Genomic DNA, 22,273 nt, shown 5'->3' with positions numbered 1-22,273 from the left:
ACGCACGGCCTGATGATAAACTGCACGAAACCCATCATCCCTGATGCGGCCGCTGGGTTTCGCTTCGCTCTACCCATCCTACGCGCTAAGCTCCCGCGACAAAGGCGCGGCCGGTCAACGGCCCGATTTCAGGGAGTATGGAATGCAGGACCGCAAATGGTCGAGGCGCGACTGGCTCAAGGTGACGGCGGCCACCGCCGCCGGTATGGTATTCGCGGAGCCGCTGCGCGCGGCGGCGCCGCCGGCTGAAGCGGTGACGCCGGAGCTGATCGCAGCCGCCAAGAAGGAAGGCAAGATCTCGTTCTACAGCGCGCTGGAACTGAACACGGCCGAGCGCCTCGCGCGTGACTTCGAGCAGAAATATCCCGGGATCAGCGTCCGCGTCGAGCGCTCCGGCGCGGAGCGCATCTTCCAGCGCATCGCGCAGGAGCAGGGCAGCGGCATCAACGCCGTCGACGTCGCCAATTCCACCGATCCCGCGCATTACCTCGACTGGAAGAAGAACGACTGGCTCGCGGCCTATGTCCCGGAAGACGTCGCCAGGCATTTTCCGGCCGACCAGATCGATCCCGACGGCACCTCGGCGACATCCTGCGCCTGGTTCGAGGTGATCGGCTACAACACCGACCAGGTGAAGCGCGAGGAGGCGCCGAAGAGCTACGCCGACCTGCTCGATCCCAAGTGGCGCGGCAAGATCGTCAAGGGCCACCCGAGCTACTCTGGCGCGATCATGACCGCAACCTTCGTGCTGGCGCGCGATCTCGGCTGGCCGTATCTGGAGAAGCTTTCGCAGCAGCGGGTGATGCAGGTGCAGTCGGCGGCCGATCCACCGAAAAAGATCCTGCTCGGCGAGCGCGCGGTGATGGCCGACGGCAACGACTATAACCTCGTGCTGGCCAAGGATCAGGGCAAGCCGGTCGAGGTGGTCTATCCAACCGAAGGCGCGCCACTGATCATCGTCCCCAGCGGCATCTTCAAGAACGCGCCGAACCCGAATGCCGCGCGGCTGTTCCAGAGCTATTTCTTCAGCGCCGAGACCCAGCAGATGCTGGCCGACGAATTCGCGCACCGCTCGTTTCACGCCAAGGTGAAGGAGAAGGCAGGGCACGTGCCGCTCGACAAACTGAAAATGCTGAAAGCCGATCCGGCCCAGGTGCAGGTGCAGAGCGAGGAGATCAAGGCGAAGTACGCGAAGCTGTTCCGGGTGTAGTTCGGCCCGCGTAGGATGGGTAGAGCGAAGCGAAACCCATCGCCTGTGCAAGGGGCGAGGGTGATGGGTTTTGCTGCGCTCTACCCATCCTACAGATCTAAAGCTATTAGCGTCGTTGCTTCGTCGCTGCGCTCCTCGCAATGACGCGGATAGCGCTCGGACAGTCCGGGCGGTGCAGCGAGGGGCCACGGTCGGCTAACCGCCCACTTCCGCGCTGAGCATCGGCCCGAACAGCTCCCATCGCTCGCCTTTGAGTCGTCTGAGCTGCATCTGCTTGATCGGCGCGAAATCGATCGGGCTGGTGTTCATCGTGATGCCGGGAAGCAGGTTGGTGGTCCGGAAGGCCTTCAGGTTGGCGGCCTGTTTCATCACGTTGGCGCGCGTGAGATCGTCGCCACACTGCTTCAACACCTGAACCAGCGTCTGGGCGGCATTGTACCCTGTCATAATCAGGCCGTCGGCCCGATTGCCCTCGGGGAAATATTTGGAGAGATATTCGTCGAACGCCTTCATGCCGGGGTCGTCCTTCCATTGCGGATCGAGCGGATCCATCAGGTAGGCCACCGAAATGATGCCCTGCGCGTTCTCGAAGCCGGCAGGCTGGATCACGGCGCCGAGGGAGGAGCCGACCGAGTTGAGGATGTGCAGCGGTTTCCAGCCGATCTCGGCCGTCTTCTTGATGGCCTGCGCCGCGAATTTCGGTGTGGCTATGTCGACGAATACATCGGCATTCATCGATTTCATCTTGACGATGTGCGTGTCGATGGTCGGCTCGGCCACCTCATACGCATCCTCGATGACGATCATCGACGCCGCCTTGTCGCCGAGGCCGTCCTTCAGGCCCTTGAGATAGTCCTTTCCATAATCGTCGTTCTGGTAGAGGACCGCGATCCTGCCGTTCGGCTTTTCCTTCAATATGTGCTTCGCGTAGATCCGTCCCTCGCTCTGATAGCTGGGCTGCCAGCCCATGGTCCACGGGAAGTTCTGCGGATCGTTCCACTTGGTGGCACCGGTCTGAATGAACAGCTGCGGTACTTTCTTCACGTTCATGTACTTCTGAATCGCGCCGTTGGATGCCGTGCCGAGAGAGGCGAAGATCAGCAGGACCTCGTCGCCTTCGACCAGCTTGCGCGCCTGCTCGACTGTCTTCGGCGGACTGTAGCTGTCGTCGTAGGAGATGAAGTTGATCTTGCGGCCGTTGATGCCGCCCTCGGCGTTGATCTTGCGGAAATAGGCCGCTTGGGCCCGGCCGCTGGTGCCATAGGCGGATGCCGGCCCGCTATAGGGCATGATGTTGCCGATCTTGATTTCAGTATCGGTTGCGCCGGTGTCGTATTTCTTCTGGGCAAATGCGCCGCCAGCACAGACAGCGAGAATGGTGATGGCGGTCGAAAGCGCCGCCATTCGTAGAGCGACGAAAGACATCTCGTTTCTCCCCATGCAGAAAATGAATGCGTGATTTATCGGAGGCCGCTTTTCGGGTCCTTGCCGGCAGTGAACACCCGAGCCCAGGCGTTGTCGATCCCGGAAACACAACCTTGTGTGCGGTTCGCAGCACGTCATCAGGTTCGTCAGCGTTGCTGACCGTAGTCTTCCGGGCTTCCTGCGATCAGGCCGCGCGCATCGACCGCTGCGCGCGATAGGCCTGCGGCGATGTCAGCGTGAGCTTGCGGAAGGCTTTTCGAAAGCTGCTCTCGTCCTCATAGCCGGTGGCGCGGGCGATCGCCTTGATCGGCTGCGCCGTGGTCTCCAGCAGCGTACGGGCGTGCTCGACGCGGCGGCGCATGATAAAGGCCTGCGGAGGCTCGTGGGTCAGTTCGCGGAAGCGGCGGTTCAGCGTGCGCTCGCTGAGGCCGAGCGCGTGTGCGAGGCCGCGCACCGTGATCGGGGTCTTGCCGGTGCGGCGCACCAGCATGTCCGCCTTGATCAGCAGCGGATCCTGGCCGAGCATGTAGCCGAGCGGCATGAAGATCGCCTGGGTGCGCTGCGCGGTGTCGATCACCGCATAGTCGGCGCAAATTTTTGCGACCTCCGCGCCTTCGACAAGCTCGATCAGCCGCAGCAGGAGATCGACCCACGACATCGGGCCGGCGGCGCAGACCAGGCGATCGGCCTGCGTGATCACGGCATCGCCGGCGAGATCGACCTTGGGATGGCGGCGGCGAAGCTCGCTCTGTAGCCACCAGGTGATGGTGGCGCGGCGGCCCTCGAGCAGGCCGGCATTGGCGAGCAGCAGCACGCCGCTGCAGAACGCGCCGATCAAGCGGCCGCTGGCATGCTGCCGGCGCAGCCAGGCGCCGGCACGGTCATATTGCGGTTGCAGGCGCTCGGCGGTGAGATGATCGACCAGGCTGCCTGGCACGATGATCGCGTCGCACGCCGTCCGCCCGCCCACCGCACCATCGACGGCGAGCAACTTGCCGCCGCCGGCGCGCACCGCCTTGCCGTCGAGCGAGAGCGTCTGCCAGCTGAAGCGCGCCTTGCCGCCGCGCAGCTGCATCACGTGGTTGGCGAGGGTGAGGATGTCGGCGATGCCGGCGACCGCCGATTGCATGCAGCCTTCCAGCGCGAGGATCGCAAGCTTCATGGGACCTCCGGAATTTGCCGTCATGCTAGCCGATCAGCGCGATCCGGCGGTGGCAGATATTGCCCGATCTCTGTCCGATCGGCCACTGCCTGATTTGGCCGTGCCGGTCCATCTTCGCTGCGTTGTCACACCCTCAGCAATGGAGAGAGACCATGCCTTACGTCACGATTTCCACCGTCCGCGGCATCTTCGATGTCGCGCAGAAGCAGGCGCTGCTGGAGCGCGTCACCGATCTCATGGTCGAGATCGAGGGGCAGGGCAACCCGGACTTCCGCCGCAACGTCTGGGTCAAGATCGAGGAAGGCGAGCCGGCGAACTGGTCGCTCGGCGGGATGATCCCGACGCCGGACATGATCGCGGGCAAATTCGGCGCGCTCGACGCCGGCGGACGGCGGCTCGCCAAGGCGAAGGTGTAGCCGCCCTTCGTAGGATGGGTAGAGCGAAGCGAAACCCATCGCGCCGGTGCAAGCCTCGAGATGATGGGTTTCGCTTCGCTCTACCCATCCTACGGATCGCGCGCGACGGCGACACCCCGCAATCGGGATAGGGGGGGCCTCGCGGCTCCGCCCCTCCCACACCACCGGACATACGGGTCCGTATCCGGCGGTTCAGTGGATTATGCGGTCTGCAGCGCCGCGACGGAAGCCAAGCCGAGTGAACTGAAGAACGCGATTGGCATGGCGATGGTGAGTGCGGGACTGTTCGCGAGCCGCCAGGGGCCATGTGGGCTTCCGGCGGTTTGCGCCGCCCGATCCCGGCCGACGCCGCGGCGTCGCAGCTCGGCAAAACGAGTGATTCCGCGCTTCCACTGCTTCCAGGCGATGGCGCGCAACCGCCGCCTGAGCCATTGATCAAGGTCGCGCAATATCGACGGGGTTTGGCAGAAGCCGAAGTAGCCGCGCCATCCGATCAGATAGACGGACAACTCCTTGACAATCTGCGCAAGGCTTCGGCCGCGCGTGCGCCGTGTCAGCTCCCGAACTTTCGCCTTGAAGCGGGCGAGCGCCTGCGGCGCAATGCGCCGCCGCGGTGCTGTCCCGCCGGTGAAGCTGAAGCCCAGGAACTTGCGAACGCTCGGTTTGGCGACCGCACTCTTGGCCTTGTTGACCTTGAGCTTGAGGCGCTTTTCGAGGAACTTCTCGATGCCGGCCAGCACCCGTTCGCCCGCTCGCTGACTGCGCACATAGATGTTGCAGTCATCGGCATAACGCACAAAGCGGTGGCCGCGCTTCTCCAGTTCCTTGTCCAGCACATCCAGCATCAGATTCGACAACAGCGGCGAGAGCGGACCGCCTTGCGGCGTGCCCTCTTCCGTCGGGCTGACCACCCCTCCCTCCATCACCCCCGCATTCAGGAATCCGCGGATGAGCTTCAGAAGGCGCTTGTCAGTCACCCGTTTGGCGACCAGCCCCATCAGGACGTCGTGGTTGACCCGGTCGAAGAACTTTTCCAAGTCGATGTCCACGACGACGGCGTGCCCGGACGCGATATACGCCTGCGCCCGTTCCACCGCCTGATGCGCCGAGCGGGTCGGCCGGAAGCCGAAGCTCGTCTCGGAGAACGTCCCATCCCAATCCGCCTGCAGCACCTGCATCACCGCCTGCTGGATGACGCGGTCGAGCACCGTCGGGATGCCGAGCGGCCGCAGGCCGCCCGACGCCTTCGGTATCTCGACCCGCCGCACCGGCTGCGGCTTGTAGGTGCCGTCAAGCAGTTGAGCTCGGATCGTGAGCCAGTGCTCTTTCAGGTGGGCCGGCAGTTCGTTGACGGTCATCCCATCGACGCCTGCCGCGCCCTTGTTGCGCTTCACTTGCGCCAACGCTTTCTTCAGATTCTCACGCTCGACCACTGCTTCCATCGACAGCCCTGCGACCGCCGGGCGTTCAAGATTGGCCGTCGCCGCGCTTGCTTCGGTCTCTCGGACGGCGGCGCTTTGGGCTTCACCCTTCGCTCCGGTGTCCGAGTTCAGCTCAACCTGATTCTTCTGCCGCATGGCTCGCGCGAGATCGACCGCTCTACTAACCACTTCCACCGTTCGGGCCTTCGGCGGCGCGCTGCCGCCTACTATGCCCTCGGCTGACTTCTGCGCTGCGGTCAGGCCGCCTTGCGACGACCTCAGTCCCGTTGCCGGGACACAGCGCAGACCTCCCGAGGTAAGACCGACCGCCTTCGCCGCACGCCCGCCGGATTTACCACCCCGACCCTTGATGACCTTGGACTTCGCGACCGTTTGCTCGCTCGTCCGGCCGGGTAGGCCTCGTTATCCGGTTCTTGTCCATCGGGCCGCGGCTTTGCTCCACGCTTTCTTCAGACCCCACCTCGCGATGATGCCCTTGCGCTTCGCTAACCCTTCGCCGCCATCAGGCTGGGTAGAGGACTTCCACCTCCAAGCTGTCGTTCATACTCGGCACACAAACAAAAGGCGCTTCCGGTGGAAGCGCCTTTCGCATTTCGTCGGTGCCGTAAAAACTTACAGCGAGTAGTACATCTCGAATTCGACCGGGTGCGGGGTCATTTCGAAACGCGCGACCTCGGTCATCTTCAGCTCGATATAGGCGTCGATGAAGTCGTCGTCGAACACGCCGCCGTTCTTGAGGAACGCGCGGTCCTTGTCGAGGCTCTCGAGCGCCTCGCGCAGCGAGCCGCAGACGGTCGGGATCTGCTTCAGCTCTTCCTTCGGCAGATCGTAGAGGTCCTTGTCCATCGCCGGACCCGGATCGATCTTGTTCTTGATGCCGTCAAGACCGGCCATCAGCATCGCGGCGAAGCCGAGATAGGGGTTGGCCATCGGGTCGGGGAAACGCACCTCGACGCGCTTGGCCTTCGGGTTCGCCGTGTAGGGGATGCGGCAGGCCGCCGAGCGGTTGCGCGCGGAATAGGCGAGCAGCACGGGGGCTTCATAGCCCGGGACCAGACGTTTGTAGGAGTTGGTCGACGGGTTGGTGAAGGCGTTGATCGCCTTGGCGTGCTTGATGACGCCGCCGATGTAGTGCAGGCAGGTCTCCGACAGGTCGGCGTATTTGTTGCCGGCGAAGGTTGGCTTGCCGTCCTTCCAGATCGACTGGTGGACGTGCATGCCCGAGCCGTTGTCGCCATAGACCGGCTTCGGCATGAAGGTAGCGGTTTTGCCGTAGATGTGGGCGACCTGGTGGATGCAGTACTTGTAGATCTGCATATGGTCGGCCATCAGCGTCAGCGTGTCGAACTTCATGCCGAGCTCGTGCTGGGCGGAAGCGACTTCGTGGTGATGCTTCTCGACCTTGACGCCCATCTTGGCCATCGCGCCGAGCATCTCGGAGCGCATGTCCTGCACCGAGTCCTGCGGCGGCACCGGGAAGTAGCCGGCCTTGGTGCGGATGCGGTGGCCGAGGTTGCCGCCCTCATATTCGGTCGCCGAGTTGATCGGCAGCTCGGAGGAGTCGAGGCGGAAGCCGGTGTTGTAGGGTTCGGCCGAATAGCGCACGTCGTCGAACACGAAGAACTCGGCCTCGGGGCCGACGAACACGGTGTCGCCCACGCCCATCGACTTCACCATCGCCTCGGCCTTCTTGGCGATGCCGCGGGGGTCGCGGTTGTAGGGCTCGCCGGTGGTCGGCTCGAGCACGTCGCAGGTGATGACCATGGTGGTCTCGGCGAAGAACGGGTCGATCGTCGCGGTGACCGGGTCGGGCATCAGGCACATGTCGGATTCATTGATCGCCTTCCAGCCGGCGATCGACGAGCCGTCGAACATCGTTCCCTCGGCGAAGATGTCATCGTCGATCATGCTGACGTCGAAGGTGACGTGCTGCCACTTGCCGCGCGGATCGGTGAAGCGCAGGTCGACGTATTTGACGTCGTTGTCCTTGATCGATTTCAGGACGTCTTTGGCGGTCTTCATGAATACCCCTTATGGATGTGCGGGTCGGTTTCCAGCGGAGAGCGACGTTATTCCCGCTTTTGGCGAGTTCGTGTGACTGCACAAACGAAATCAGGCTGCCGAAGCAGCCTTTTTTCTCTTTTGCCGTCAGAAATTCCGGATAGCACCGCCCTTAAATAGCGTCCAGCCCGGATTCGCCGGTCCGGATGCGGATGGCTTCCTCGATGTTGGAGACGAAGATCTTGCCGTCGCCGATCCGGCCGGTCTGCGCCGCGCGGCGGATCGCGTCGATCGCCTTCTCGACCAGGTCGTCGCCGATCACGATCTCGATCTTCACCTTGGGCAGGAAGTCGACGATGTATTCCGCACCGCGATAGAGTTCGGCATGGCCCTTCTGGCGGCCAAATCCCTTGGCCTCGGTGACGGTGATGCCTTGCAGTCCGACTTCCTGGAGCGCTTCTTTCACCTCGTCGAGCTTGAAGGGCTTGATGATGGCTTCAATCTTCTTCACTGAGCGCCTCCCGGGCATTGCAGATTGCAGGGTCGAATTCGATGCGCGTGGGGCGCAGTCTGGTTGGTCTTAAGGCTTCCGGCCGGTGGCCGGAAACACGCGCAATGGTCGCATGGAGCGGCCTTGCGCGCGGCTTCCTCAAAAGCAGGGTCTATGCCAAGTTGTTAAGGTCCCCGATTTCGGAATGTTATCAGCCTTTTAACAGGCAATCGGCTGATATCGAACCACATGGGCTATGATATCCAAGCCTAACAAATAGGCAAATAGATCAATCCGTATGCAGTCGGCCAGTGGAAACCCCGCGAACGTCACAGGAATTGCCTCTCGAAAAGGCGAAGCGATTGAGGATTCGGCATGGACGTTCTGACCACCACCGAGATGGAACGCGCCGACCGGCTGACCATCGCAGCCGGAACGCCGGGCTTCGCTCTGATGATGAGCGCCGGTCAGGCCGTCGCGGAAGCCGCGATGGACCTCGTCGAGGAGGGGCCGATCGTGGTGGTCGCCGGCCGCGGCAACAATGGCGGCGACGGCTTCGTTGCGGCCGCGGAGCTTGCCGCGCGCGGCCGCGAGGTCTCGGTGATCCTGCTCTGCGAGCGCGACAGCCTGCAGGGCGACGCGGCGCTGGCGGCGAAGGGTTGGAAATATCCGGTGCTGCCGTTCAACCCGCAGGCACTCGGCAAGCCGGCGCTGATCATCGATGCGCTGTTCGGTGCCGGCCTCAACCGGCCGGTGAAGGGCGATCCGCTGGAGATGATCGCGGCGATCAATGCCAACGGTACGCCGGTGCTGGCGGTCGACCTGCCGAGCGGCATCAACGGCACATCGGGCGCCGTGATGGGCGCGGCCGTGCAGGCCACCGAGACCGTCACGTTCTTCCGCAAGAAGCCCGCGCATCTGTTGCTGCCGGGCCGGATGTATTGCGGCCGGGTGCGCGTTGCCGACATCGGCATCGCCGCGCAGGTGCTCGACGAGATCAAGCCGCTGACCGCGGAGAACTTGCCGGAGGCCTGGCGCTGGTCGTTTCCGGTGCCGCGGATCGACGGCCACAAATACGCGCGGGGGCATGCCGTCGTGGTCTCGGGCGACCTCGCCTCGACCGGGGCGGCACGGCTCGCCGCGCGCGCGGCCTTACGCGCCGGCGCCGGCCTCGTGACGCTGGCCTCGCCGCGCGATGCGCTTGCCGTCAATGCGGCGGCGCTGACCGCGGTGATGGTGCGCGCGGTCGACAACCCGATCCAGTTCGCCGAACTGCTCGGCGACAAGCGCCTCAATGCCTGCGTGATCGGTCCCGGCGCCGGGGTCAGCGCGCGGACCCGTGACTTCGTCCACACCGCGCTGTCGGCGCAGCGGCATCTGGTGCTCGACGCCGACGCGCTGACCAGCTTTGCCGGCGCGCCGGACCGGCTGTTCGAGGCGATCAAGGCAAGCGACGGGCAGCAGGTGGTGCTGACGCCGCATGAGGGCGAGTTTCCGCGGCTGTTCAGCGATATTTCCAACAAGCATCCCGGCCGTTCCAAGCTCGAGCGCGTGCGCGCGGCGGCCGAGCGCTCCGGCGCGGTGGTCTTGCTGAAAGGCGCCGACACAGTGATCGCGTCTCCCGACGGCCGCGCCACCGTCGCCGCCAACGCGCCGCCGTGGCTCGCCACCGCCGGCGCCGGCGACGTGCTGTCAGGCATCATCGCGGGTTTCCTGGCGCAGGGTGTCGCGGCCTTCGAGGCCGCCAGCATCGGCGTCTGGATGCACGGCGAGAGCGCGAGCGAGGCGGGCCCCGGCCTGATCGCGGAGGATCTCACCGAAGTGCTGCCCGCCGTGTTCCGCCGCCTCTATGACGAATTCGGGATTGAGTATTAGGCGGCTCACGCTGGCCGACATGGATGCCGCCGCGCGCGTGCATCGCACGGCGTTCGATCAGGTGCTGCCGTGGCTCGCCGGCCTGCACACGCCCGACGAAGATCGCTGGTTCTACCGCGAGCGGATGTTTGCGACCTGCACGCTATGGGGGGCGTTCGACGGCGCGGCGATGCGGGGCGTGATTGCGTTTCATGACGACTGGATAGAGCAGCTCTATGTGCTGCCGGACGCGCAGGGCCGCGGCATCGGCGGCGCGCTGCTCGAGATCGCAAGGCAAGACGCGGACCGGCTGCAGCTCTGGACGTTTCAACGCAACGCCCGCGCGCGCCGCTTCTACGAGACGCGCGGTTTTGTCGCGGTTGAGGAGACCGACGGCAGCGGCAACGAGGAGAGGGAGCCGGGCGTGCGCTATCGCTGGACGCGCGGGCCGGCGCGTGAGTGATTTTTGACCGGAATAGCTGACCGCGGCAGGCCCGGGGATAGGACCGGGCTCGCGGCAAGACGAAATATCGTCTGGCTATCCGCCACCTTTTGAGCACTTAATGCCTGTATCGACCAGCGAATGTACCCTTGAGCCTTGAGGTTTTGTGGTACGGACCGGAGCAACATGACGAGTCCCTGCCGCGTCCTCATGATCTATCCGAAGTTCGTTCCGGATTCTTTCTGGAACTATACGGAGGCTTGCGAACTCGTCGGCGCGAAGTATCCGGCGGCGCCACTCGGACTGATCACCGTGGCCGCCATGCTGCCGAAGCACTGGGAGATTCGCCTCGTCAACCGTAACACCGAGCCTTCGACCGACGCGGACCTCGACTGGGCCGATCTCGTCATGATCGGCGGTATGCTCAACCAGCAGCCTGATTTTCTCCACCTGATCGATCTCGCCCACCGGCACGGCAAGCCGGTATGTGTCGGCGGGCCCGACGTCTCCTCCAGCCCGCACCTCTACGCGGATGCGGACTTCCAGGTGATCGGCGAGGCCGAGCACATCATCGAGGAATTCATCGCCGCTTGGGAACGCGGTGAGCGCAAGGGCGTGTTCACCGCCGAGAAATTCAAGATCGACGTCACGCTAAGCCCGATGCCCCGCTACGATCTGATCAAGTTCGAGCATTATCTCTTCATTGGCGTGCAGTATTCGCGCGGCTGCCCGTTTACCTGCGAGTTCTGCGACATTATCGAGCTGTACGGGCGCGTGCCGCGTACCAAAACCCCCGATCAGATCCTCGCCGAGCTGCAAGCGCTCTACGATCATGGTTATCGAGGGCATGTCGATTTCGTCGACGACAATTTCATCGGCAACAAGAAAAATCTCCGAGTCTTGCTGCCGCGGCTCAAGGCCTGGCTGGAAGAGCGGGACTATCCGTTCGAATTCTCGACCGAAGCCTCGATCAATATCGCTGACGACAGCGAACTGCTGCAGGCAATGAAGGACGCCAACTTCTTCGGCATTTTTGTCGGCATTGAGAGTCCGGATCCAGAGACCCTCGTGCAGATGAAGAAAAAGCAGAACACCAGGCGCAACATCGCCGAGAGCGTTCACAAGATCTATGACTATGGCATGTTCGTCACCGCGGGTTTCATCGTCGGGTTCGATACCGAGAAGGTCTCGATGGCACAGGCGATGATCGACTTCATCGAGGAGGCGAGCATTCCCGTCTGCATGGTTGGACTGCTCTATGCGCTGCCTGGCACACAGCTGACGCGGCGGCTGGCCCAGGAAGGCCGACTGCACGAGGGCCATGATCTCATGAAGGTCGAGCAGGCAGGCGACCAATGCACGCTGGGCTGCAATTTCGACACCAAACGTCCGCTTCGTGACATCCTCACGGATTACAAGGCCGTGCTCGGGCACGTATACAGCCCGACGGGATATGCAGGACGGCTGTCGCGGCTTGCCGCCATGCTCGACCGGTCGGACCGGCGCCGCGACCTGCCGGATGGCGACATGCGCAAGAGGCTTGGCGGCATCGAAGGCGTACACAAGATCATAAGTGCCCTGCCGGAGGTTCGCGAGCCGTTCTGGAAGGTCTTTGTCGAGGTCGCCAAGTCCAATCCAGGCGCGCTGCGCTACATCGTGATGCTGATGGCGCTGTACTTGCACTTCGGGCCGTTCTCGAAATACGTGATCGGTGTGATTGAACGCCGGATTGCCGAGTTGGACGGTACTCCTCCGGTGAAGGCCAGGGCGCTTGTGCAATGAGTTCATCTAGTCTGCCGTTTGATGGACGGCAAAGTTCGCTCCAGCTTCGGAGTGCATGGGACCCAACGAACCATAGTTGATCCGGCACTCGTGATTCTGCAGCACGATAATCTTAACGGCGGCCGTGCAACCCGGACAGAGGCTGATCCTTGGGACGCGGCAATTCGGGTGGAAGCTGCCTCTCGCCTCGGCCATGCCGGTTGCGGACATCGACAGGACGAGGCCCGAAAGGCAGAAAATGATGATTGAGGTTCGAGGCATCTGAAGGTTCTTCATTGACCTATCCGCATCTGGCTCGGCCACACTGAAATAGTTCCGGGCGAGCGGCACGTTACGTTTTATTGCCCAGGGCGAACTGGAGATTGCGGGACCTCTCCCATGAGCGTGATTGGCATTGATCGGCTGAACTGAACAACTCGTTAGATATTTGCGTTTCCGCGATCGGTTCGGCTGACCTATAGGATCGGCATCCTTGTCACTTGCGCGGAACAGTCAGATGATCGCACCGAGCAGCCAGCTCTCTACCGCCGCACGGACCGCCGGCGCGCTCCACCACGACGTCGCCCCCGCGTCCTATCGCGCGGCGATGCGCCACCACGCCGGCGCGGTGACGATCCTGTCGGCGGGCGGGCCTGGCGACAGAACGGGCATGACGGCGACGTCGGTCTGTTCGCTGTCGGACACGCCACCGCGGCTGATCGCCTGCGTCAACCGTTCGGCGAGCGCGCATGGCCTGATCCGGCGCACCGCCGCGTTCGGCGTCAACATGCTGCACGCCGACCAGGCCGAGCTGGCCAACGTGTTCGCCGGCCGCCGCGGCATCGAGCGGGACGATCGCTTTTCCGACGCCGACGGCTGGCTATCGCTTGCCACGGGCGCGCCGATCCTAAAGGGTGCGCTAATCGGGCTCGACTGCGAGCTGATCGACGAACATGCGCACGACACGCATTCGATTTTCGTCGGCGCGGTCCGCGCGATGCATCTGCGGGAGGGGGAGACGCCGCTGATCTATTTTGGCGGCGCGTTCTGCGGATTGACCCGGCGGACCTAAGGCCGCGGCTTGAGGAATTTGTGGATCACTGATGTCAGCGCGCCGGCGGCCGGCGAGAACGATTGTCCGCGCAGCGAGACGATGCAGACCGTGCGCTCCAGCGTCGGATTGACGATCGGCAGCGCCTGCATCGTCTTCCTGACCGGCCGCGGCAAGGCGACCTTCGGCAGGATGCCGACGCCGAGGCCGGCGCCGGCCAGCGCGGCCAGCGTGTAGCTGTGCTCGACCTCGAACTTGATCTTCATCTGCAGATTGCGCGTGGCGAGCGCGCGCTCCAGCATCGAGCGCAGCGCCGCCGATTTTGAGTTGAGCAGGATCGGGTAGGCGGACAGCTCGGTCAGGTCGACCACGCTGCGCTTGCGAAACGGAAACGCCTTGGTCGCCAGCGCATAGATCGGGTCGTTGAACAGCGGCGCAAACTGAAACTCGGTCGAGCCGTCCATCTCCGGTCCGATGCCGAAATCCGCCTCGCGGCGGCGCAGGCAGTCCAGCATGTCCTCGGCCGCAAGCTCCCGCAGATTGATGTTGATGCCGGGATAGCTCGCCTGGAAGGCATGGAGCGCCTGCGGCAGGATCGTCGCGGCAATGGTGGGAACGCAGGCCAGCGACAGCGTGCCGCGCTGGATGTCGATGACCTCGCGGATCTCGCGCAGGCCGTTCTCCCATTCGCCGAGCGCGCGCCGGGCATGCGTCAGCAATTGCAGTCCCTCGGCGGTCAGCTCGACGCGCCGCGTGGTGCGATGAAACAGGGCGGCGCCGACCTGGTCCTCCAGCAGCTTGATCTGCATGCTGACCGCGGATTGCGAACGGTTGAGCTGCTCGGAGGCCTGGCGAAAGCTCTTGTTCTCGGCGACCGCGATGAACATGTGCAGCAGCTTGAAATTGATCTGCGACATCGTTTTGCCTTGCGAGGGATTGTCCCGAACAACTGAACAATTCTTAAGATAATCTCGTTGGAAAGATCAGTTCCGGACATCTAGCATGATTGTGTTGGCCGCGGGAGACGATCCTGCGGCGCGATGCAGAAAAGATGCTTTATGTCCTTCACCGTCACCAAGCCGCGCACCCGCCGCGTCCAGCGTTCCGAACTCGCGGTTCCCGCGACCTCGACCCATTTCTTCGAACGCGCCGCGAGTAGCGCCGCCGATTTCATCTTCCTCGATCTGGAGGACGCGGTTGCGCCGCCGCGAAAACCCGAGGCGCGCGAGATCGCGATCGAGGCGCTGAACCGGATCGACTGGGGCAACAAGACGCTGGCGGTGCGGATCAACGGCCTCGACACCGAATGGGCGCATCGCGACATCATCGAGATCGTCAGCCGCGCGCCGCGCCTCGACCTCGTCATGGTGCCGAAGGTCGGCACCGCATTCGACGTCCGTTTCGTCGATGCGCTGCTGACAGGGCTCGAGCGCGAGTTCCCGCGCGCAAGGCCGCTGGGCATCGAGATCTTGATCGAGGCCACGCTTGGGCTCGCCAATGTCGAGGACATCGTGCAGGCGTCGGAGCGGTTAGAGGCTGTGATCTTCGGCATCGGCGATTACTCGATCGACCTGCGCACCTGCGGCGAGATTATCGGCGCCTCCGATCCGCGCTATGCCGTGCTCACCGATGCGGACGAGGGCGGCGCGCGCCGCGTGCACTGGAACGACCAGTGGCACTTCGCGCTCGCCCGGATCGCCAATGCCTGCCGCGCCCACGGCCTGCGTGCGATCGACGGCCCCTATGCCAATTTCGGCGATGCCGCAGGCTTTCGCGCCAGTGCGGCGCGGGCGGCCGCGCTCGGTTTCGAGGGCAAATGGGCGATCCATCCCTCGCAGCTCGAGAGCGCCAACGAGGTGTTCTCGCCGACCGCGCGTGAGATCGGCTGGGCGCGCGAGATCACGGCCAGGATTCAATCCGCCAGCGCCGGCGGCGACGGCGCCTTCGGGCAGGACGGCGTGCTGATCGATCTTGCGGTGCTCAAGCGCGCGCAGGCGATCATCGACCGCCACGACGCAATTCAGGCGGCGGGCAGGGCAGGAGCGCGCGATGTCGCATGAGCCACCGCTTGCCGGAATTCGCGTGCTCGACATCGCGACCTTCGTGGCGGCGCCGTTCTGCGGGACGGTGCTGTCCGATTTCGGCGCCGAGGTGATCAAGATCGAGCAGCCAGGTGTCGGCGATCCCTTGCGCCGGTTCGGAACGCCGAGCGACTGCGGCGACACCTATGTCTGGCTCAGCGAAGCCCGCAACAAGAAGTCGGTGACGCTCGATCTGCGCAGCGAGCGGAGCGCCGCGCTGTTTCGCGAGCTGGTCCGGCAATCCGACGTGGTGCTTGAGAACTTCCGGCCGGGCACGTTGGAGAAATGGGGGCTCGGCTTCGAGGCGCTACGCGAGATCAACCCAAAACTCGTGATGCTGCGCGTCAGCGCCTATGGGCAGGACGGCCCGCTGCGCGACAAGCCCGGCTTTGCCCGGATCGCGCACGGCTTCAGTGGGCTCGCCTACCTTGCCGGCGAGGCGGGGCGGGCGCCGGTGATGCCGGGATCGACCTCGCTCGCCGATTATATTTCCGGGCTATGGGGTGCGCTCGGCGTGCTGCTGGCGCTGCGCCATGCCGAAGCCACCGGACACGGGCAGGTGGTCGATATCGGGCTCTATGAATCGGTGTTTCGGCTGCTTGATGAAATGGCGACCGTGTTCGCCAAGACCGGCTTCGTCCGCGAACGCCTCGGCGCCGACACGGTCAATGTCGTGCCGCACAGCCATTACCAGACCGCCGACGGCAAATGGGTGGCACTGGCCTGTTCGAGCGACAAGATGTTCGAGCGGCTGGCGCAGGCGATGCGGCGGCCGGATCTCGCGACCGACCCGCGCTATGCGGCCATGGCCGGGCGCTTGGCGCGGCGCGAGGAGGTCAACGGGATGGTCGCCGACTGGATCGGCTCCATGCCGCTGGAGACGGCGCTTGCCGAGTGCGAGCGCTACGACGTGCCCTGCGGTCCCATCTACAGCATTGCGGACATCTTCGCCGACCCGCAATACCGCGCCCGCGGCAACATCGCCGAGGTGCCCTCGCGCGCCGGGCCGATCGCGGTGCCGAGCGCGATCCCCAAGATGTCGCGCACGCCGCCGCAGTTCAGGCATGCCGGCGTCGCGCTCGGCGCGCACACCGACGAAGTTCTGACCTCGCTTGCCGGCGCAACCGCGGCTGCGCTCGCCGCGCTGCGCAGCGACGGGGTGATCTGACATGAGCCAATTCTCCCGCGGCCACGAAGGAACCACGCCATGACCAGGCAGATGAAATTGATCGGCTTCCTGCAGGCCCAGAATTGCTCGAACTATCCCGCCTCCTGGCGCCATCCGGACTCGAAGCCGAACTGGTTCTCGCGCGACTATTATCAGGAGATCGGGCGCACGCTGGAGCACGGCAAGTTCCATCTCGCCTTCTTCGACGACCGGCTCGCGATCCCCGATCGCTTCGGCGACGATTTCCGCGAGACCATCCGCCACGGCGTGCGCGCGGCGAAGCTCGATCCGGTCTCGGTCGCGCTCACGATGGGATTGGCGACCGAGCGGCTCGGCATCGGCGTGACCTATTCGACCACCTATTACGAGCCGTTCCACGTCGCGCGGGTGTTCGCAACGATGGACCTGCTGCTGAACGGCCGCGCCGCCTGGAACGTGGTGACATCGCTGAACGACTCCGAGGCGGCGAATTTCGGCGCCTCGCAGCATCTCAGCCACGATCTGCGCTATGACCGCGCCGACGAGTTCATGGAGGTCGTGCTCGGTCACTGGAACAGCTGGGAGGACGGCGCCGTCAGCTTCGACCGCGAGAGCGGGCTGTTCGCCGACCCGGCCAAGGTGCACCGGCTTGACCATCACGGGCAGTTCTTCCGCTCGCGCGGCCCGTTCACGGTGCCGCGCTCGCCGCAGGGCCATCCGGTGATCATCCAGGCCGGCCAGAGCGGCCGCGGCAAGACCTTCGCGGCGCGCTGGGGCGAACTGATCTTCGTGATCTATCCCAATCTCGACCTTGCCAAGAAGCAATATGCCGACCTCAAGGGAACGCTGGCCAAGACGGGCAGGGACATCAGCATCGCGCCGGCGGTCTATCCTGTCGTCGCCGAGACCCAGGCCGAGGCCGAGGATAAGTTCACGGTGATCAGCCGGCTCGCCAAGCCGATCGATGCGCTGACGCTGTTGTCGGAGGTGCTGAACTACGATTTCGCGGCCAAGCCGATGGACGAGCCGTTCACGTCGGATGAGCTGGCCTCGATCAGCGGGTTGCAGGCAATCCGCGACCGCGTGATGAATCTCAGCGGCAAGCCCAATCCGACGCCGCGGGACTTCGTCCAGTTCAGCGGGCGCGGAACACTCGCCGAGCTGCCGACCTTCGTCGGCTCGCCCAAGGCGGTCGCCGATCAGATGGAGCGCTGGTTCTGCGAAGGCGGCTGCGACGGCTTTGTCGTCGCCGCCACCCATGTGCCCGGCACCTACCAGGACTTCGTGCGCCTCGTGGTGCCCGAGCTGCAACGCCGCGGCCTGTTCCAGCGCGAGTATCAGGGTGACACGTTGCGCGAGAATCTCGGCCTGCCGCGGCCGCAAGCCGCGCATGCAAGCGCAGACGAGGAGGCGCGCGTCTCGACCGGATAGCCCCGGCACAAAAATCGGCGCAGACAACGATCAGAACAAAATCAAAATCAGGGAGGCTGAAGTGACCAAGGGCGCTAACGCGGGGGGCCGGCTCGACAGATTGCCGATCTCAAGGTTTCACTACCGGATCTTCGCGCTGATCGGAGCCGGACTGTTCGTCGACGGCTTCGAGATATTCCTCGCCGGCAGCATTCTCGGCGCACTGGTTCAGTCCGGCTATTCGGACCTCGCCCAGAATGCGCGCTTCATCTCGGCGACCTTTGTCGGGATGCTGATCGGCGCCTGGCTGGCGGGCGTCGCCGGCGACCGCTTCGGCCGCAAGTTCGCTTACCAGGCCAATCTCCTGATCTTCGGCCTCAGCGCGCTGGCGGCAACGCTCGCGCCGTCGATGAATTGGCTGATCGGGGCCCGCTTCGTGATGGGCCTCGGGCTCGGCGCCGAGATCGTCGTCGGCTATGTCGTGCTCAGCGAATTCATCCCGCCGCAGCAGCGCGGCCGCTGGGGCGCGGCGCTCGCGACCTGCACCAATGGTGCGCTGTTCGTCGCGACGCTGGTCGGCTGGGTCGTCATTCCGCATCTCGGCTGGCGCTGGATGTTCGCGCTGTGCGGCGTCGGCGCGATGATCGTCTGGTTCCTGCGGCGCTCGCTGCCGGAATCGCCACGCTGGCTCGAGACGCAGGGCAAGAGCGCTGAGGCGGAGGCGGTGCTGGCGGCGATCGAGCAGGAGGTCGGCAAGGGCAGGACCCTGCCGACCCCGGCCTATCGGCCGGCCCCGGTGCAGCCGGACGTTCGCTTCACGCGCCTGTTCTCGCGCGCGTTGATCGCGCGGACCATCGTCGGCTGCTTGATCCTGATCGGGCTCAACACCGCGGTCTACGGCTTCATCGCCTGGATCCCGACCTTCTTCGTAAAGCAGGGCATCAACCTGTCGTCATCTCTCGGTTACACCATGCTGATGACGCTCGGCAGCCCGCTCGGCACGCTGTCGGGCATGTGGATCGGCGAGAAGATCGACCGCAAGCCGTCGCTGATCGTGCTGTCGCTCGCGGCGGCCGGGCTCGGGCTGATCTATCCGATGTTCATCAACCCCGTCGCCTTCGTCGTGATCGGCTTCCTCCTCGTCTTCACCGTGGCGGTGATGCTGGCGCTGGCCTGGGGGCTCTACATCCCCGAACTGTTCCCGACCGAGCTCAGGATGCGCGGATCCGGCATCTGCAACACCGCCGGTCGCCTGATGTCGATCGTGACGCCGTTCATCGTGGTCGAACTGTTCACGAGGTTCGGCGTCACCGGCGCTGTTTCTGTGGTGGCCGGGCTCCTCGTGGTGCAGGCGATCGCGGTTGCGGCGCTCGGCATCGAGACCCGCAAGCGTCCGCTGGAGGCGTTGCGGCCGGAGGCGATGGACGACCAAGCGTCATCCGCAGAGGTACGCGGCAAGCTGCAACCAAGCCCCGGCGGGATCGCCGCCGGCGGGGAGTAGCGGGACGAAGCGCACGATGTCCGCGTGATCAACGCATGCGGACATCCGGGCCTCGTCCGTCTTACGATACTTTTGGTGGACGCGTCGAAAGATGCGGGCTAAACGCGCAGGATATTCCTTCGGCACCGTGAATCTCGCTCGTGAGTGGCAGGCAAAACAATTTCCTCGCTCAGGCGCTGCAACAAGGCGTCTTGGCGTTGCGGGCGCAGCAGTTTGCTCAGGCCGAGCAGATTGCGACGAACATCCTCAAATCAAACCGCACGGACAGACATGCCGCGCTTCTTCTGGCGCATGCCCTGATGGGGCAGAACCGGGGAGGCGAGGCGATCGCGGCGCTCGAGCGCGTTGCGCGCCGCGGCGACGATGGAGAGGTCGAGACTTTGCTCGGCGCGCTGCTGTGCGGCGCCGGCCGCGTCACCGACGGCATCGCGCAGCTTCGGCGCACGGCGGCGCGCCGCCCGCCATATTTTCCGTCCTTTCAGGAACTCGCCGGGCAGCTTGCCAAGGCCGGTCAACACGACGAGGCCATCAGCACGATCGAGGCCGGTCTGGCGCTGGCCCCTGAGAGCGTCGACCTGAAGCTCGATCTCGGGCGCCTGTTGCAAGAGACCAATGACATCGCGCGGGCTGCAAGCGTCCTGACGGCGGCACGTGATGCTGCGCCGGGACGCCCCGACGTTCTCAACCAGCTCGGGCGGGTCCTGATCCTCCGTGGCGACTACGCCGCAGCCGCGGATGCGTTCCGCCGCGTGCTCGCGCAATACCCGGATGATCGCTCGACCCGCGCCCACCTTGCCACTTGCCTTTTTGAGCAGGGTGAGCGCGATGCTGCCGAGGCAGCGCTGCGCTCGGTGATGCGCGGTCAGCCCCAGCTATTTGGACGCGCGGCATTCGTGATGGCCTCGGGATCTCACGGCCGCTTCTTCTTCTCCCAGAGCGCCGCTGCGAAGTTCCTCGGTGGGGACTGAGATTGAGCGCGGCGGACGACATTCCGCCTTGCCTTACGCCCTGAAGTTTCTCCGGTAGAGGTTCGGCTGCCGTTTGAGCTCGGTGCGGAGTTCGCCGACCCGCTTGGCGTCTTCCGCGGTGAACGGCGATGTCTGCGCGGTCCAGTCGTCTCGCTTGACGGGAATACATTGCGCGATCGGAGTCCCCTTGGGGAGGACGCCTCTGAAATTCCTGTCGTGCCAGTACGCCGGAAAGTGCACCCAATTGTCGGCATAGAGGTCGGAATTGACCAGGCCGCTGAGTGTGGTGAATGGCAGGTCGAAGCGGTTGACGGGATGGGTGAAGTAGATCGCGTAGCCTTCCGGGGCTTCGACTGTCCACAAATTGTGGAATTTGAGAAAGAAGCGGCCCTCTTCAAACAGCGGGGTGCCGGTGACCTGACCCGGGTCGTGGAAGCCGATCGGTGAGCGTGGAAATTCCGGCGTGCCTCCCGGCGGCAGGTCCTGGTCCCAGGTGATTTCGCCGTCCTCGACCTTGAGATCGCAAACCAGCGGCAGCAAGAACCCGCAGGTCATCGCATCCACGAACGGCGGGCAGCGCTTGATGGTGTCCTCGTCGTGCAGGTTGATCGAAGAGAAGGCCGTCGCCGGCATCGCCTTGAGCCAGTCGGGAACGCCCTGCGCCGCCGGTATGGGGGCCGGTATCAGTCCGTCGAGCTCCGTCGGGCAACGGAATTTGAGCGTCAGCTTGCTATTGGTCGACATTGGGCGCTCCGATTTCGGATCGACCTACATGAATGCGTCGCAAAGGTGAAGCGCGCGCTCACCAGCCAGGATCGCCGCTAGGTCACGAGATACTTCGCGACCGCCGGCTCGTTCCATTCGATCCCGAGCCCGGGGCCGCGGGCAGTCACCGCGCCGTCGACGATTTCGGCGGGCCTTGTGAGGATGGAGCCGGCGAAGTCGAGGAATTCGAGCCAGTGCGCGGTCGGCGTCACCGCGAGCAGATGCGCGCTGACCTCCGCGAACAGATGGCTCGACATCGGGATCGAGGCGGCATCGGCTTGTCCCGCGACTTGCATCCAGCCGGTGACGCCGCCGACCTTCATCACGTCGGGCATGATGAAGTCGGATGCGCCGGCCGCGATCGCTTCGGCAAAGCCGCGCGGAAACCACCAGTTCTCGCCGGCCTGGATCGGCGTCGGCGAGGTCTCGCGGACTTTTGCGTGGCCGGACAGGCTCTCCTGCGGCACCGGCTCCTCGATCCAGTGCAAATCGTAGGGCGCAAGGCGGGCGATGCGGCGGGTCGCCTCCGCCGGATCGAGCGACTGGTTGAAGTCGATCATCAGTGCGATGTCGGGGCCGAGCAGGGCGCGCACGCCCTTCACGACGCGCTCGTCATTGGCGGCATCACCGTCGCCACCCTTGATCTTGATGCCGCGAAAACCCTGGTCGAGCGAACGGCGCAGCGCGCGCTCATCGGCGACGGGATCGACCACGCCGTAGCTGTCATAGGCCTCGATCGGCTTCGCCGAGCCGCCAAGCAGTTCGACCAGCGGCCGGCCGGCGAGCTGGCCGAGCGCGTCCCAATAGGCCATGTCAAGTCCGGATACCGCCATGCCGACGAGGCCCTGCCAGCCGAGCAGCCGAAACTTGGCGTCCATCGCCTTCATCAGGTCGAATGGCGCGACCGGCTTGCCGATGAGCTCGCGGCCGATCTCCTCGATCAGATAGGCAAGAGGCTTAAGCGTGAGCTTGCTGTAGGCGAAGATGTAGGTGCGGCCGGTAACGCCTTGGTCGGTCTCGATATCGATCAGAACCAGTGGGCCTGAATCGATCACTCCGAAGGCGTTCTTCACAGGGCGCTTGAGCGGCACCACGACGCTTCGCGCTCGAACTCCGCGGATCGCCGCAACTGTCTGGCTCATGGACG

General features: G+C 64.5%; 19 protein-coding genes. 11 read left to right on the top strand and 8 right to left on the bottom strand.

Annotated elements, in window-relative coordinates:
• Window positions 1–142 precede the first annotated feature (142 nt).
• Complete coding sequence (locus tag ACE10X_RS23915; RefSeq protein ID WP_375762963.1) at window positions 143–1,210, top strand: ABC transporter substrate-binding protein; 1,068 nt, start codon at window positions 143–145, stop codon at window positions 1,208–1,210.
• Window positions 1,211–1,405: 195 nt separating this feature from the next.
• Here ACE10X_RS23915 and ACE10X_RS23910 read toward each other — a convergent pair whose 3' ends face one another.
• Together ACE10X_RS23910 and ACE10X_RS23905 are read right to left on the bottom strand one after the other, a co-directional pair.
• On the bottom strand, window positions 1,406–2,635 hold the full coding sequence (locus ACE10X_RS23910) for an ABC transporter substrate-binding protein (protein WP_375762962.1): 1,230 nt from the start codon (window positions 2,633–2,635) through the stop codon (window positions 1,406–1,408).
• Between the two features lie 184 nt (window positions 2,636–2,819).
• Window positions 2,820–3,797: a GlxA family transcriptional regulator gene (locus ACE10X_RS23905; protein ID WP_038385457.1), complete on the bottom strand. Its 978-nt coding sequence runs from the start codon at window positions 3,795–3,797 to the stop codon at window positions 2,820–2,822.
• A gap of 152 nt (window positions 3,798–3,949) precedes the next feature.
• Here ACE10X_RS23905 and ACE10X_RS23900 point away from each other — a divergent pair, with 152 nt between their 5' ends.
• On the top strand, window positions 3,950–4,213 hold the full coding sequence (locus tag ACE10X_RS23900) for a tautomerase family protein (RefSeq protein ID WP_038385458.1): 264 nt from the start codon (window positions 3,950–3,952) through the stop codon (window positions 4,211–4,213).
• Window positions 4,214–4,413: 200 nt separating this feature from the next.
• Here ACE10X_RS23900 and ltrA read toward each other — a convergent pair whose 3' ends face one another.
• The 3 genes from ltrA to ACE10X_RS23885 all read right to left on the bottom strand — a co-directional run bounded on the left by ltrA (window position 4,414) and on the right by ACE10X_RS23885 (window position 8,167).
• Window positions 4,414–5,790, bottom strand: a complete 1,377-nt coding sequence (ltrA, locus tag ACE10X_RS23895; RefSeq protein WP_375762961.1) for a group II intron reverse transcriptase/maturase — start codon at window positions 5,788–5,790, stop codon at window positions 4,414–4,416.
• A gap of 477 nt (window positions 5,791–6,267) precedes the next feature.
• A complete protein-coding gene (gene glnA, locus ACE10X_RS23890) occupies window positions 6,268–7,677 on the bottom strand; it encodes a type I glutamate--ammonia ligase (RefSeq protein ID WP_028333940.1) in 1,410 nt (469 codons plus the stop codon).
• A 151-nt stretch (window positions 7,678–7,828) separates the two neighbouring features.
• Entirely contained in the window at window positions 7,829–8,167 is a 339-nt protein-coding gene (locus ACE10X_RS23885) for a P-II family nitrogen regulator (protein WP_011441447.1), read from the bottom strand.
• 354 nt (window positions 8,168–8,521) lie between these two features.
• On the opposite strand from ACE10X_RS23885, the gene ACE10X_RS23880 reads away from it, so the two are divergent.
• The 4 genes from ACE10X_RS23880 to ACE10X_RS23865 all read left to right on the top strand — a co-directional run bounded on the left by ACE10X_RS23880 (window position 8,522) and on the right by ACE10X_RS23865 (window position 13,275).
• Window positions 8,522–10,021: an NAD(P)H-hydrate dehydratase gene (locus ACE10X_RS23880; protein WP_212060031.1), complete on the top strand. Its 1,500-nt coding sequence runs from the start codon at window positions 8,522–8,524 to the stop codon at window positions 10,019–10,021.
• A gap of 19 nt (window positions 10,022–10,040) precedes the next feature.
• Window positions 10,041–10,463 (top strand): GNAT family N-acetyltransferase, encoded by a 423-nt coding sequence (locus ACE10X_RS23875; RefSeq protein ID WP_375764603.1) that lies wholly within the window; start codon window positions 10,041–10,043, stop codon window positions 10,461–10,463.
• Between the two features lie 165 nt (window positions 10,464–10,628).
• Window positions 10,629–12,224, top strand: coding sequence for a B12-binding domain-containing radical SAM protein (locus tag ACE10X_RS23870; RefSeq protein ID WP_038385043.1), 1,596 nt, complete (start codon window positions 10,629–10,631; stop codon window positions 12,222–12,224).
• A gap of 496 nt (window positions 12,225–12,720) precedes the next feature.
• Complete coding sequence (locus ACE10X_RS23865) at window positions 12,721–13,275, top strand: flavin reductase family protein (RefSeq protein ID WP_038385045.1); 555 nt, start codon at window positions 12,721–12,723, stop codon at window positions 13,273–13,275.
• Here the strand turns inward: ACE10X_RS23865 and ACE10X_RS23860 are convergent.
• A complete protein-coding gene (locus ACE10X_RS23860; protein ID WP_038385046.1) occupies window positions 13,272–14,171 on the bottom strand; it encodes a LysR family transcriptional regulator in 900 nt (299 codons plus the stop codon). The two genes, ACE10X_RS23865 and ACE10X_RS23860, sit on opposite strands and share 4 nt — an antisense overlap.
• Before the next feature lie 141 nt (window positions 14,172–14,312).
• Between ACE10X_RS23860 and ACE10X_RS23855 the strand changes: the two genes are divergently transcribed.
• The 5 genes from ACE10X_RS23855 (at window position 14,313) to ACE10X_RS23835 (ending at window position 20,361) form a co-directional block, all read left to right on the top strand.
• Window positions 14,313–15,314 (top strand): CoA ester lyase, encoded by a 1,002-nt coding sequence (locus ACE10X_RS23855; protein WP_038385047.1) that lies wholly within the window; start codon window positions 14,313–14,315, stop codon window positions 15,312–15,314.
• A complete protein-coding gene (locus ACE10X_RS23850) occupies window positions 15,304–16,503 on the top strand; it encodes a CaiB/BaiF CoA-transferase family protein (protein ID WP_038385048.1) in 1,200 nt (399 codons plus the stop codon). The genes ACE10X_RS23855 and ACE10X_RS23850 overlap by 11 nt, the downstream gene beginning before the upstream one ends.
• Before the next feature lie 39 nt (window positions 16,504–16,542).
• Window positions 16,543–17,913, top strand: a complete 1,371-nt coding sequence (locus ACE10X_RS23845; RefSeq protein WP_038385049.1) for an LLM class flavin-dependent oxidoreductase — start codon at window positions 16,543–16,545, stop codon at window positions 17,911–17,913.
• Window positions 17,914–17,974: 61 nt separating this feature from the next.
• Window positions 17,975–19,393, top strand: coding sequence for an MFS transporter (locus ACE10X_RS23840; RefSeq protein WP_038385050.1), 1,419 nt, complete (start codon window positions 17,975–17,977; stop codon window positions 19,391–19,393).
• 140 nt (window positions 19,394–19,533) lie between these two features.
• Window positions 19,534–20,361 carry a tetratricopeptide repeat protein gene (locus ACE10X_RS23835; RefSeq protein WP_276325860.1) on the top strand — a complete coding sequence of 276 codons (828 nt, stop codon included), beginning with the start codon at window positions 19,534–19,536 and terminating at the stop codon, window positions 20,359–20,361.
• A gap of 33 nt (window positions 20,362–20,394) precedes the next feature.
• On the opposite strand, the gene ACE10X_RS23830 is transcribed toward ACE10X_RS23835, so the two are convergent.
• Both ACE10X_RS23830 and ACE10X_RS23825 read right to left on the bottom strand, forming a co-directional pair.
• Complete coding sequence (locus ACE10X_RS23830) at window positions 20,395–21,105, bottom strand: hypothetical protein (RefSeq protein ID WP_038385052.1); 711 nt, start codon at window positions 21,103–21,105, stop codon at window positions 20,395–20,397.
• Between the two features lie 77 nt (window positions 21,106–21,182).
• Entirely contained in the window at window positions 21,183–22,268 is a 1,086-nt protein-coding gene (locus ACE10X_RS23825) for an enolase C-terminal domain-like protein (RefSeq protein WP_038385053.1), read from the bottom strand.
• Window positions 22,269–22,273 lie beyond the last annotated feature (5 nt).

The organism is Bradyrhizobium sp. Pha-3 (assembly GCF_042258325.1).
Classification (GTDB): Bacteria; Pseudomonadota; Alphaproteobacteria; order Rhizobiales; family Xanthobacteraceae; genus Bradyrhizobium; species Bradyrhizobium elkanii.
Note: the sequence above shows the minus strand (reverse complement) of the source record. Positions and strands in the feature narration are given on the sequence as shown.